Origin of the sequence: Novosphingobium jiangmenense (genome assembly GCF_015694345.1) — a bacterium.
GTDB lineage: Bacteria > Pseudomonadota > Alphaproteobacteria > Sphingomonadales > Sphingomonadaceae > Novosphingobium > Novosphingobium jiangmenense.
This window is the reverse complement of the sequence record NZ_JADQDC010000002.1, coordinates 406,107-419,011: the sequence shown is the minus strand read 5'-3', so window position 1 is coordinate 419,011 and position 12,905 is coordinate 406,107. Positions and strand designations below refer to the sequence as shown.

Genomic DNA, 12,905 nt, shown 5'->3' with positions numbered 1-12,905 from the left:
ATGAAGATCACGTCGATCATCGCCATCTATGGTCTTTTCTGGGTCATGGCCGCATTCATCGTCCTGCCATTCGGCGTGCGCACGCATGATGAGCTCGGCCAGGATAAGGTGCTCGGCCAGGCTGACAGTGCACCCGGCAACTTCGATCCACGCAAGATATCCATCCGCGCGACGATCCTTTCGGCAGTCATGTTCGTGTTCTTCTATGCGAACTATTTCAATGGCTGGATCACCGTAGCCGACCTTGATCTGACGACCTACTTCTCGCACTGACCGTGGCTGGGGGGGCTGGCAGCAACGGCGGGATCAGGCAGCGGCGGATAGACCCGGCGCTGGCGTGGCTGCTGGTGCTTGCCCTCGCGCTCCGCATTCCGATCTCGCTGTTCACGGTCTATCACCACGCCGACGAGATCTGGCAGTACATCGAGCCGGCCTACGGCCTGATCACCGGCGACTGGATCCGCACGTGGGATATCCGGCTCGGCATTCGCAGCTGGTTCATTCCGCTCGTCATGGTCGGGCCGGTATGGCTCGGGCATGCGCTCGACCCTGCGGGCGAACTGCATCTGGTGCTGCCGCGCTTGTGTATGGCGCTGGCTTCGTTGGGAACGGTCTGGGCCGGGTGGTCGCTTGGCGCCCGGATCAGCAAAACGCATGCCATAACGGCCGCGTTCGTCGCAGCAGTCTGGGTAGATTTCGCCTACTTTGCTTCGCGCACGTCAAGCGACACCTTTTCCGTTCTCGCGATCCTGCCGGGGTTGGCGCTGCTTGTGCAGTTTCGCGACACGGCAGAACGGCGCGATGCCCTGGCCGGAGCGTTCCTGCTCGGGCTCGGCTTCATTACGCGATTTCCACTGGGACCAGCGCTGGCCATTCCGTTCCTCTGGGCAGGTCGGGGCGATTTCCGACGCGTTTGGCCTCCGCTTCTGATCGGCGCAGCGGGCGGCGTCCTGTGCGATGCGCTGGCCAACCTTGCCATGGGCGAAACGCCGCTGCTGTGGATCTATAACAACGTCTTCGCCAACGTTGTTGCGGATCGCAGCCATGATTACGGCGTGGAGGCGCCGCAGTGGTATCTGCAGGTGCTCGTCTGGCAGTGGCAGTGGATTGCAGTCCTGCTGGTGCCTTCTGCGCTGCTTGGGCTGAAGCGCTATCCGATGCTCGGCGCAACAGCGCTTGCAGTGATCGCTATACACTCGGCGATTGGCCACAAGGAGTATCGGTTCATTTTGCTGGCAGTCCTGCTGATCGTATTGCTGGCAGCAATTGGTTCGGTGGACTTGGCTCGGCAGATCGCGACCTGGCGCAAGCGCGAGCTTGGCCGGACGGGAGTTGCTGTCCTCCTCGGCCTGTGGCTTGCGGCTTCGGTGCAAGTGGCTGCAACCGAACCCTTCGTGATCAACTGGGGAGTCGGCAAGGCGCCCCTGCGGGCGATGCGGACCGTGCGCAGCCAGCCGGGCTTCTGTGGGCTCGCGACCTATCGCATCCGCGACGTTCCGTTCGTTTCGCGCGCGGTGCTCAACCGCAAGGGGCAGGTGCTCCTGATCGACGGACTGGATGCCCCCAGGATCGCGATTCAGGCGCAGGCGCGTTATAATGTCGCCGTAGCGCCCGCCGAGCATATGGGCGAGTTACCCTCAGCCTACCGTTTCGTCGGCTGCATGTCGCCGAAGAAGCCGTTGTTCGAGCAGCAGTATTGCGTGTTTCGGCGCGAAGGGCCTTGCACCGAACCATCGGGCGATCTTGATTATAACGCCCAGCTGATCCGGATCGACAAGTAGGCGTCAGACGCCTTCAAGCGCGTAACCGGCGGAGCGTACGGTGCGCACCGGATCGGCCGCGCCGGGAATGGCAATGGCCTGGCGCAGGCGGCGGATGTGGACGTCCACCGTGCGCAGTTCGATGTCGCTGCCGCTGCCCCACACGGCATCAAGCAGCTGTCCGCGCGAGAACACGCGACCGGGGTGCTCCATGAAGTGCTTGAGCAGGCGGAACTCGGTAGGGCCGACCTTCATCGGTGAGCCGCGGCGCATCACGCGGTGAGCGGTCGGATCGAGCGAGAGATCGCCGACAGTAATGATTTCGCCTGCCAACGCCGGGCGAACACGGCGCAGCACGGCTCCCACGCGCGCGATGAGTTCGCGGGGAGAGAACGGCTTGGTGACGTAATCGTCCGCGCCGATCTCGAGCCCGCGAATGCGGTCGTCCTCGTCCGAACGGGCGGTGAGCATGATGATCGGAACGTGCGCCGTTGCCTTGTTGCGGCGCAGGCGGCGACACACTTCGATGCCGCTGGTGCCACCGATCATCCAGTCGAGCAGGACGAGGTCAGGCGCGTCCTCGGCGGCGAGGAGCAGGGCTTCGTCGCCATCGTCAGTGGTGCGAACGTCGTAGCCTTCGCCGCGAAACCGGTACTCGACCAGTTCGGCAAGGGCGGTATCGTCTTCAACCAGCAGCAACTTCGGAGCAGGCACGCAAACCTCCTTGACGGTCAGCTTGCCAAGACACGACGAATGTTACCGCGTTGTGACTGCACAGGAAAAGGTGCGATCACGCCGGAGGCAACACTTCCTCGCGGTCAGGCAGGTTTGCCCCTGTGGCGGCGTAATAGACCATTTCCGCGATATTCGTGGCATGGTCGCCAATACGTTCGATGTTCCGAGCTACGAACAGGAGCTGCGCCGCGCTGCTGATCGTGGCGGGGTTCTCGACCATGAAGGAAACGAGATTGCGGAAGATCGAATCGTAGAAGGCATCCACCTTTGCATCGCGCTGCACGATTTCCGCCGCAGCGACAGGGTCACGTGCAGCAAACGCCGTCAGCACATCGTGGACCATCTCGGCGGCCAGATCGTTCATTGCCGGGATCAGGGTCAGCGGCTCGAAGCGCTTGCGCCCCTCGATGATGCCGACGCGCTTGGCGATGTTCTTAGCATAATCGCCGATGCGTTCGATCACGCCGGCGATCTTGAGCGCGGCAATGACTTCGCGCAGGTCGTCCGCCATCGGCGCGCGCAAGGCAAGCACGCGGATGGCGAGCTTGTCGACTTCGGCCTCGAGCTGGTCGATGCGCTTGTCGCGCGCGATGACGCCAGCGGCCAGGTCATGGTCGCCGCGTAGCAGCGCGTCCATGGCTTCTGATACGGACAGTTCGGCCAGGCCGCCCATTTCCGCGACCAGGCCGCGCAGCCGGGTGATGTCCTCGTCGAATGCCTTGACGGTATGTTCGGCCACCATCTCTTCCCCTTACCCGTAACGCCCGGTGATGTAGTCCTTCGTCCGTTCCTCGCGCGGATTGGTGAAGATGTCGGAAGTCTTGCCGTATTCGACGATCTTGCCAAGGTGGAAGAACGCCGTACGTTGCGAAACGCGCGCTGCCTGCTGCATCGAGTGGGTGACGATGACGATGGCATAGCGGCCGCGCAGTTCGTCGATCAGTTCCTCGATGCGCGCCGTGGCGATCGGGTCAAGCGCCGAACAGGGTTCGTCCATCAGGATCACTTCGGGATCGACGGCGATGGCACGGGCGATGCACAGGCGCTGCTGCTGACCGCCGGACAGTGCAGTGCCGCTGTCGTTCAGGCGATCCTTGACCTCGTCCCACAGACCGGCGCGACGCAGCGACTGCTCGACGATCTCGTCAAGCTCGGCCTTGCTGCCGGTGATGCCGTGGATTTTCGGCCCATAGGCGATGTTCTCGTAGATCGACTTGGGGAACGGGTTCGGCTTCTGGAACACCATGCCTACGCGGGCGCGCAGTTGCACCACGTCCATGCCCGACTTGTAGATGTCCTCGCCGTCGAGCAGGATGTCGCCTTCGACCCGCGCGCTGGCGATAGTGTCGTTCATGCGGTTGAGGGTGCGCAGGAAGGTCGACTTGCCGCAGCCCGATGGGCCGATGAAGGCAGTGACATAACGCTGCGGGATCTCGATCGATACGTCGTCGATCGCGCGCTTTTCGCCGTAGAAGACAGAGACGTTCTTCGCGCTCATCTTCGACGGCGCGTCGAAGTAAGGCTTGTCGTCGGCCTTCACCGCTGTCTGGATCGCTTCAGCGTTCATTTTACCACCGCTTTTCGAAACGGTTGCGCAGGTAGATCGCAAGGCCGTTCATCAGGAGAAGGAAGACGAGCAGGACGACGATCGCGGCGCTGGTGCGCTCGACGAAGCCGCGGTCGATCTCGTCGGACCACAGGAAGATCTGCACCGGCAGCACCGAGGACGGTGCGGTGAAGCCCGAGGGCGGGCTGGCTACGAACGCGCGCATGCCGATCATCAGCAGGGGCGCGGTTTCGCCCAGCGCACGGGCCATGCCGATGATCGTGCCGGTAAGGATGCCGGGCAGGGCGAGCGGCAGGACGTGGTTGAACACGACCTGCACCTTGCTCGCGCCGATGGCGAGCGCGGCGTCACGGATAGAGGGTGGAACGGCCTTGATCGCATTGCGGCCCGAGATCACGATGACCGGCATGGTCATCAGCGCCAGAGTCATGCCGCCGATCAGCGGGGCCGAGCGGTAATGCGGGAACAGCGCGAGGAACACGGCCAGGCCGAGCAAGCCGAAGATGATCGAGGGGACGGCGGCAAGGTTGTTGATCGAGATCTCGATCCATTCGGTCCAGCGGTTCTTCGGCGCATATTCCTCAAGGTAGAGCGCCGAGAGCACGCCGACCGGGAAGGCCAGGACGAGCGTGATGAACATCGTCAGGATCGAGCCCTTGAGTGCCCCCCAGATGCCGACGGATTGCGGGCTGGTGGCATCCGAGCGACTGAGGAAGCCCTTGTCGAACACACGGACCAGCTTGCCTTCGCTGGCCAGCTTCCGGGCGAGCTGCTGCATCGCCGGTTCACCTTCGCCGCGCTGGGCGCTGGCAAGATCATCGCTTGCCGGAAGCGACGCCTTGTACGTGCTGCCAAGTAGCGAGGGATCCTCGATTATTGCCGTTGCGACTTCGCGCCACGCACCCTGACCGACAAGATCATCCGCTTCAGGGCCAAGAGCGTTCTTCGCTGCGCTTTCGACGACCTTCTCCAGTCCGGCAAGTTCGAGCCCGCCCATCGGATCGGGTTGGGCGAGGCGCTTCGCGTCGATCTGCATCGCGCCCGCCAACGGAATGTCGAACCGCACTTCGCTGCGCTGGAACCCGGCGATGCCGGCCGAACTCATTTTGATAAGCAGGAACGCCAGCATCAGCGCAGAAAAAGCGACGGCGGCAAAACCAAGCCAGCGGAAGCGCTTGTCGGCGGCGCGGCGACGCGCCAACCCCTTGTCCATCAGCGCCCGCCTGCGCGCCTGAACGTCTGAAAGAGTCTCGGTCATCGCAGGCTCACTCATAGGCTTCGCGGTAGCGCTTCACCACGCGCAGGGCGATGAAGTTCAGCGTTAGGGTGACAAGGAACAGGACCATGCCGAGCGCGAACGCGGAGAGCGTTGCCGGATGGTCGAAGCTGCCTTCACCGGTCAGCATGGCAACGATCTGGAACGTCACCGTGGTCATGCTTTCAAAGGGATTGGCGGTAAGGTTGGCCGAGGCGCCCGCAGCCATGACGACGATCATTGTCTCGCCGATTGCCCGGCTGACGGCCAGCATCACGCCCGCGACAATGCCGGGGAGCGCGGCCGGGATCAGCACCTTGCGGATCGTTTCGGAAGTCGTCGCGCCCATGGCCAGGCTGCCGTCGCGCATGGCCTGCGGCACGGCTGCGATGGAATCGTCAGCCATCGAGGAGACGAACGGGATGATCATCACGCCCATGACGAGGCCTGCCGCCACGGCGCTTTCGGTTGAAGCGCTTGAAATGCCGATGGCTTGTGCCGCATCGCGCACCATCGGAGCGACAGTCAGCGCGGCAAAGTAGCCGTAGACCACGGTGGGCACGCCTGCGAGGATTTCGAGCAGCGGCTTCATCACCTTGCGCACGCCGTTGCTGGCATACTGGGTGAGGAAAATGGCGCTCATCAGGCCGAGCGGGATGGCGACGATCATGGCGATGATCGCACCGATGTAGATCGTGCCCCAGAACAGCGGGATAGCGCCGTAGTCGGCTCCGTCCGGCGTGCCCGAACTCATCGGATCGGGCGACCAGTGCGTCCCGAACAGGAAGTCCAGTGGCGAGACCATGCCGAAAAAGCGGACGGTTTCGAACACGAGGCTGACGATGATGCCGATCGTCGTCAGGATCGCGACCAGCGAGGCGATCAGCAGCAGCCCCATGACCGCGCGCTCGACGCGGGTGCGGGCCGTGAAATCAGGCTTAAGGCGCAGGAAAGCGAAGGCGCCACCAGCGAATGCGACGAGGATCGTCACTACAAGGCCGATGGAGTCGTAGAGTGTGATGGCAGCGCGGTAGGGCGCGACCAGGCCCTGCGCTTCTTCGTTGAAGACGCCGAAGGCGCGGCCCTCGGCGACCGCACGGGCCTCAGCCAGCATTGTCTCGCGCTCGAACCCGAAGCCGGGCAGCAGCGACGCTGCAGGATCGGCCATGACGTGGCTGGTGATCAGCATCGGGCTGATCGCATTCCACAGCACGGCGAAAAGCAGGGCTGGCACGCCGATCCAGAGCGCGACGTACCAGCCGTGGAAGTTGGGAAGCGAATGGAGGCGGGTGCCGGGGGCGGCCTTGCGGAAAGCCCAGGCACGGGAACGTGCCGCCAGCCAACCGAAAAGGCTCAACCCGAAGGCGAGCAAAAGCAGGATGGCTGGCGACATGACCCCGGTATTACCCCCAATTCTTACTTCAGCTGCGAACCATCAAGGACCGGAAGGTCGTTAACAGCCTTCGCGCTGCCCGCAAGCACATCGTCCGGTGCGACCACCATGCCGAGCTTGGCAAGCGCGCCATCCTTGCCCCAAAGCTTTGACCATTCGGTGACAAAAGCCTGCAGGCCCGGAATTGCCTTGAGGTGCGCCTTCTTCACGTAAATGTAGAGCGGACGCGCGCCCGGATAGCTGAAGTCCGAGATCGTCGCGTAGGTAGGCTCGACGCCCTTCATCGTCAGACCCTTGATGCGGCCCTTGTTCTCTTCGAGGTAGGAATAGCCGAAGATGCCGATAGCCTTCGGGTTGGCCTCGATCTTCTGGACGATCAGGTTGTCGTTTTCACCGGCGTCGACATAGGCGCCGTCATCGCGCACTTCGCCGCAGACCTTGTCATGCTTGTCCTTGTCGCTGTCCTTGAGCGCCTTCATTTCGGCGTTCTCGTCGCAGCCCTTTGTCAGGATCAGTTCCTTGAGCGCGTCGCGCGTGCCCGAAGTCGACGGCGGACCATAGACGAGAATCGGTTCGTCCGGGAGCGAGGGGTTCACGTCCTTCCAGGTCTTGGCGGTGTTGGGCTTGCCATAGGGGTTCTTGGCGAGCGCCTTGTAGACGTCTTCCGGGGTCAGCGCGATGCCGGGACCACCCTGTGCTTCGGCAAAGGCGACGCCATCGAGGCCGACCTGGATCTCGACGATGTCCTTGACGCCGTTCTTCTGGCAGTCCTCGAATTCGGACTTCTTCATCCGGCGCGAGGCGTTTTCGATGTCAGGGTGCTGCGCGCCGACGCCGGCGCAGAACAGCTTCATGCCGGCGCCGGTACCGGTCGACTCGATGATCGGCGACTTCAGCGACGGGTCAGACTTGGCGAGCGATTCGGCAACCGCCTTCGCGAAGGGGTAAACCGTGGACGAGCCGACGGCGCGAACTTGGTCGCGGGTGGCCGCTTCCTGGCTGCCGCAACCGGCAAGGGCAAGCGCGCCGAGAGCGGCGGCGGAGAGCGAAATGATGCGAATCATCGACATGGGTCTGTAGCCTTCATCCGTGTTGGCAAGGGCCCAATGCGACGGTTCCATGACAGGTTTATGACAAGTCGTGGAAGGCGGCGTCAATCTTCAGAAACATTTGTCGCGGGCGCCAGCGGGATGCGCACTGTTACGGTGGTGCCCACGCCAAGGGTCGAGGCGATGTCCAGCTTGCCGCGATGGCGTTCTACGATGTGCTTCACGATGGCAAGGCCAAGCCCGGTGCCGCCTGCGGCACGGCTGCGGCCGGGATCGGTGCGATAAAAGCGGCGGGTCAGATAAGGCAGGTGATCGGGATGGATGCCTTCGCCCTTGTCGGTCACGACGAGTTCCGCTTCGGTGCCATGGACCGCAAGATCGACGCTGACCGGTTGTGCCGGATCCCCGTACTTCAGCGCGTTGTCGATCAGATTGCGGACGAGCTGGTCAAGCTGCTGCCGGTCTCCAAGAACGACACCTTCGTCCGCCCGGGCGATCACGCGTCCTTCGCCCATGGTCATAGCCGTTTCGCTCGCGATCGTTCCGACCATCTGGCCGAGATCGATCCGGTCGCGAGGCAGTTCATGCTTCTCCGCCTCGATGCGCGAAAGCGACATCAGGTCCTCGACAAGGCTCTGCAGGCGGCGGGCTTCGCGCAGCACGGTGGCGTGGAACTTCGCTGTAGTGGCGGCATCGACCTTGGCATCCGGGTCCGCCAGCGTCTCGATGTAGCCGATGATCGAGGCGAGCGGCGTGCGCAGTTCGTGACTGGCGTTGGCGACGAAGTCGGTATGCGCGCGGCTGATGTCCGCCTCGGCGGTACGGTTGATCATCTCGATCAGCGAGAACCGTTCGTCGATCGGCACGCGGCTGACCTGCCAGATCGAACGTGCGCCGGTCAGTCCACGCACCAGAGCGCGCCCTTGCGGCTTCTTGAGCAGGTTGATCGCTTCAGGATGGCGCAAGGCGACCCGGGCGTCCTGCCCCACGATGTGCGCGCCGAGTTCCTCGCGTGCTGCAGCATTGGCTGCAGCAATGCGCTGGCCATCGAGCATGAGTACCGGCAGGCCAAACGGCTCGACCAGTTCGACCATCGCCTGACGCGACACGCTGCCGTCGTCCCGGTCGAGCGTTTCCACGACCGGTTCGGGGCGCGCCAGCCATAGTGTTGCCAGCCAGACCACGAGAATGGCGAGCGACATCCAGAAGCCTGCGCCGCCGAGGAACATGACAACGCTCGCGCACAAGGCGACGAAAATGCTGGGAAGAGGCAGCGACAGGCCCTTCATCGAATCATGCCGTGTGGATTGTTGTTGCCCGCGAATCGCCGATCCTTGTGTCGGCTTCGTTGCAGTGCGGATAGGCGAGAGGAGGTAGCGGGCGCAAGCTGTGGCGGGCGAGTGTCACAATCGTCCCGTTTCAACCTGCTGAACTTTCAAGTCTTCGCACCGCGTGGCGCGCGACGATGGTGCCGTGAAGCATTCTGGCCATTGCCACCAAACCCGCGTCGGCATCGGCGGACTTGCCGCATACGAAGAGATCGACGGCTGCTACCCCGGTCTCCGGCCAAGTGTGAATAGAGATGTGCGACTCCGCGAGAACGGCAACGCCGGTCACGCCCATGCCCGGGCCGAAATGGTGAAGGTGGACCCCCACCACCGTAGCGCCCGCCGTTTCGGCCGCAGCATGGAGGACCTCTTCGATATATGAGAGATCGTCCAGCTTCTGGCATCCAGACAGGTCCGCGATCAGGTGAATGCTGGTGCCGGGCGGGTGGGCCATCAGACGAGGCTTTCGAACGGATGCGAGAGATGCGCCAGCACGCTCTCGGCGGCAACCACGCCGCGATAATGCGCTTCCTCGAACAGGGAAAGCCCGGAGAGGTCCGAGTGTGCGAACCAGACCGGCCCCGAACTTGCGGTGGCAGCCAAGCGGGCGGGTTCCGACAGGAAGCCCGGCGTCGGCCGAACCATTGCATGCCCCCATTGCCACACGTCGATCCGCTCGATGGCTCCGGCAAGGTCGGGGTTCATGGCGAGCAGGTCATCCCGCACGACCTCCTGCCACGCTTCCAGCGAGCGTGTCATCAGGATCTTCCGCGCCTGCCTCGGGGTCTCGCGGCTGAGCGGAAGATACCAGGTCAGCACGGTCGGTCCGCCGTCGGCCGATGAGGTCTGATGCGTGGCAACGACGTAGCCGAGGCTTTCGCTTGCCGCCGAGACGTTGTCCCACGCCAGGGGCGCCCCTTTGCCCTCGGGCGGGCGGTTCACCGTGACGTTGGCGACGACCCAAGGGGCGTAGCTGAAATCGCCCTTGGCAGCGAATTGCGGTGCAACGCGTTGAGCCACGAAATGCGGCATGGCCAGAACTGCGGCTCTGGCGCGAATGCGTCGCGTCCGACTGATGCCATGATCGAAGGCGTGAACGACGACCCCGGCATCAACCCGTTCAACACGGAACACGGAATGCCCGGTTCGTATTTTTCCGACAATCCGCCTTGCCATCAGGCCCACGAGGCGACCGTTCCCTTCGGGCCATGTCAGTTCGCGGTCGCCGTCCTCGCCCGCGGCCCAGCCACGACGACCGGCGAAATAGTGGATGCCCGCCCAGGCCGAGACATGCTCGGGTTCGCTGCCATAATCATCGCGACAGCAGTAACGCAGATAGGCACGCAGCAGAGACGATCGGTAGCCGTTGGCATCCAGCCACTGCGCAAAACTCTGCTGGTCAAGTGCACGAAACTGGGGGTCGGAACTCGACAATGCCATCGGCAGGGCGAAGGCGGGCTTGCCATCGGCGCCCTTGGCTGCTCGGAAAGCTGCCATCCCAGCAGTGAATCGCGCGTATTGTTCCTTGTCGTCCGCGGAAAGTGCGGTTTGGGGAAACAATCCTTCCTGCCACTTGCCGCGCCAGAGCAGGCGCTCCTCGAGATCGGCGCAGAGTTGCAGCGGGTCATAGACCGGCGCACCCCTTTCCTCGCCCACGATCATCCCGAACTGCTTGAGCATATGGTGCAAAGCGCGCGCTTCGCGGTTGGGCACGGGCAAGTAATGCGCGCCAAGCGGATAAGCGCTGGTGGCGTTACGGCCCGAGCGCGCGTTGCCGCCGGTCCTGTCTTCCAGTTCGAGCAAGGTGAAGCGTGTGAACCCCGCCTCCGCCAATCGCCAGCCCGCGGCCAAGCCCGATACGCCGCCCCCGGCAATGAGGACGTCGACGTCCTCGATTGGGCCAGTGGCTTCAGGAAACTTTCCGTCGCGCACCAAGTGGCCTCGCCGCCAATCCGCGCCAGAAAGCGAGCCTGGAAGAGCGCTGGCCGCACAACCTCCCAGGAGCATGGCTCCGCCGCCCAGTGTCGCCGCTTCCAGCACCTGACGCCGGGTCGGCTCAACCTTCATAGCGGCCCCATTCCTCGGCAAAGCTGCGCACCAGTGCCTGGTTGTCGAGCCGGTTCACCGGGGCAGGGCGCCGCGCCATGTCGGGCTGGAAGTCGAACATTGCGCGCTCGCTGGCAGCCGTCAGGTAGCGCAGGTGCGCAGGCAGGCGCACTCCATCGCTGATGGGCGCGTGCGCAGCCATGGTGAAGCCCCATTCGCCGAAGCTGGGCACATAGGCGTGATATCCGCGCACGGTCAGGCCGGCGGCCTCAAGTGTGCTGGCAACCGTCCAGTAGGAGCGCGGTGCAATAAGCGGCGAGGTGCTCTGCACGGTCATCACGCCATCGCGTGCCAGAAGCCGCGCGACCTCGCGGTAGAAGCTCTCCGTGTAGAGCTTGCCGAGCGAGAATTCGGTCGGGTCGGGAAAGTCAATGATGATCGCATCGAATTGCCCGGTTTCCTCGCGCACCCAGCGAAAGGCATCGGCGTTGACCATGGTCAGGCGAGGGGAGGCAAGAGAGCCGGCATTGAGCTGTGCCAGTTGCGGCGTGTCGCGGAAAAGCCGCGCCATTTCGGGGTCGAGATCGACCAGCGTGACATGGCCAACCCGGGCATCACGCAGCACCTCGCGCGCGGCAAGGCCGTCTCCTCCGCCCAGGATCAGGACCTGCCGGGGAGCGGCGACGCGCCCCAGCACGGGCCAGACCAGCGCTTCGTGATAACGGTACTCGTCGCGCGTGGAGAATTGCAGGTTGCCATTGAGATACAGCCGCAGATCGCCGCCCTGCCGCGTCAGCACGATGCGCTGGTATGGCGTCGAGCGGGCATAGACCACCGGTTCGTTGTAGAACGCCACCTCGCTCCAGCGCTGCAGCCTGTCGGCAAAGGCGAGGCCGGTCAGGAGCGAGGCCGTGACGACCAGCGCGGCCACCATGTCGCGCCCCACGCGCTCCTGCCGTCGCAGCGCGACGAGCAAGGCGATGGCCACGCCGACATTGGCGAGGCCGAAGACGAAGCCGGTGCGGATCATGCCCAACTTGGGCACGAGGATCAGCGGGAACAGCAGTGAGGCAACCAGGGCGCCGACGTAGTCGTAAGTCAGCACGTTCGAGACGAGCTCGCGAAAAGCGAAGCGGTGGCGCAGGATGCGGATCAGCAGCGGAATCTCGAGTCCGACCAGCACGCCGATGGCCATGACCAGCGCATAGAGAGCGACGCGGAAGTCGCCGACCAGCGGGAACAGCAGGAACAGCCCCGCCGCCGACCACCCGCCCAGCGCGGCGATCAGGATCTCCACCCGCACGAACACTGTGATCTCGTTCGACCGGACGTGACGCGACAGCCAGCTGCCGACCCCCATCGCGAACAGATAGGTGCCGATGACGGTCGAGAACTGGGTGACGCTGTCGCCCAGAAGGTAGCTCGCAAGGGTGCCGGCCAGCAGTTCGTAGATCAGTCCGCAGGTGGCAACGACGAGGACCGAGATCAGCAGGATGACCGCAAGCGAGGCAGGAGCAGCTCTCTCGCCATCCTCGCCCGCAGCAACGGGTGCTTCATCCATGCACGGCAGCGGCAATGATGTTCGAAATACCGATGGCAACCGCGCCCGCCAGCAGGGCCACTGCCATGTTCTTGCGCTCGATGATCTCGCGCCACAACTCGCCTGGAGTCAGCCGGTCGACCAGCACGAAGCTGACGATAAAGATGACGATGCCGAGTGCGGCATAGATCATCGTGGCAAGAAAGACATCGAGGGTGAGCATGGACAGGCT

General features: G+C 63.7%; 13 protein-coding genes. 2 read left to right on the top strand and 11 right to left on the bottom strand.

Annotated elements, in window-relative coordinates; genetic code table 11:
* Both I2488_RS04600 and I2488_RS04595 read left to right on the top strand, forming a co-directional pair.
* Positions 1–273, top strand: coding sequence for a DUF1467 family protein (locus tag I2488_RS04600; RefSeq protein WP_196274625.1), 273 nt, complete (start codon positions 1–3; stop codon positions 271–273).
* A gap of 74 nt (positions 274–347) precedes the next feature.
* Positions 348–1,781, top strand: coding sequence for a glycosyltransferase family protein (locus tag I2488_RS04595; protein ID WP_196274624.1), 1,434 nt, complete (start codon positions 348–350; stop codon positions 1,779–1,781).
* Between the two features lie 3 nt (positions 1,782–1,784).
* On the opposite strand, the gene phoB is transcribed toward I2488_RS04595, so the two are convergent.
* From phoB to I2488_RS04540, 11 genes are all read right to left on the bottom strand, one after another.
* Positions 1,785–2,474, bottom strand: a complete 690-nt coding sequence (gene phoB / locus I2488_RS04590; protein ID WP_196274623.1) for a phosphate regulon transcriptional regulator PhoB — start codon at positions 2,472–2,474, stop codon at positions 1,785–1,787.
* 76 nt (positions 2,475–2,550) lie between these two features.
* Entirely contained in the window at positions 2,551–3,237 is a 687-nt protein-coding gene (phoU, locus tag I2488_RS04585) for a phosphate signaling complex protein PhoU (RefSeq protein ID WP_196274622.1), read from the bottom strand.
* A gap of 9 nt (positions 3,238–3,246) precedes the next feature.
* Positions 3,247–4,062 (bottom strand): phosphate ABC transporter ATP-binding protein PstB, encoded by an 816-nt coding sequence (gene pstB, locus I2488_RS04580; protein ID WP_196274621.1) that lies wholly within the window; start codon positions 4,060–4,062, stop codon positions 3,247–3,249.
* 1 nt (position 4,063) lies between these two features.
* Entirely contained in the window at positions 4,064–5,320 is a 1,257-nt protein-coding gene (gene pstA / locus I2488_RS04575) for a phosphate ABC transporter permease PstA (protein ID WP_196274620.1), read from the bottom strand.
* 7 nt (positions 5,321–5,327) lie between these two features.
* Complete coding sequence (pstC, locus tag I2488_RS04570; protein ID WP_196274619.1) at positions 5,328–6,710, bottom strand: phosphate ABC transporter permease subunit PstC; 1,383 nt, start codon at positions 6,708–6,710, stop codon at positions 5,328–5,330.
* A gap of 23 nt (positions 6,711–6,733) precedes the next feature.
* Entirely contained in the window at positions 6,734–7,774 is a 1,041-nt protein-coding gene (locus I2488_RS04565) for a substrate-binding domain-containing protein (protein WP_246465475.1), read from the bottom strand.
* 89 nt (positions 7,775–7,863) lie between these two features.
* Positions 7,864–9,048, bottom strand: a complete 1,185-nt coding sequence (locus I2488_RS04560; RefSeq protein ID WP_196274617.1) for a sensor histidine kinase — start codon at positions 9,046–9,048, stop codon at positions 7,864–7,866.
* A gap of 130 nt (positions 9,049–9,178) precedes the next feature.
* On the bottom strand, positions 9,179–9,541 hold the full coding sequence (speD, locus tag I2488_RS04555; RefSeq protein ID WP_196274616.1) for an adenosylmethionine decarboxylase: 363 nt from the start codon (positions 9,539–9,541) through the stop codon (positions 9,179–9,181).
* Complete coding sequence (locus I2488_RS04550) at positions 9,541–11,154, bottom strand: flavin monoamine oxidase family protein (RefSeq protein ID WP_196274615.1); 1,614 nt, start codon at positions 11,152–11,154, stop codon at positions 9,541–9,543. The genes speD and I2488_RS04550 overlap by 1 nt, the downstream gene beginning before the upstream one ends.
* Entirely contained in the window at positions 11,144–12,694 is a 1,551-nt protein-coding gene (locus tag I2488_RS04545) for a polyamine aminopropyltransferase (protein WP_196274614.1), read from the bottom strand. The genes I2488_RS04550 and I2488_RS04545 overlap by 11 nt, the downstream gene beginning before the upstream one ends.
* On the bottom strand, positions 12,687–12,896 hold the full coding sequence (locus I2488_RS04540; RefSeq protein WP_196274613.1) for a DUF350 domain-containing protein: 210 nt from the start codon (positions 12,894–12,896) through the stop codon (positions 12,687–12,689). The genes I2488_RS04545 and I2488_RS04540 overlap by 8 nt, the downstream gene beginning before the upstream one ends.
* Positions 12,897–12,905 lie beyond the last annotated feature (9 nt).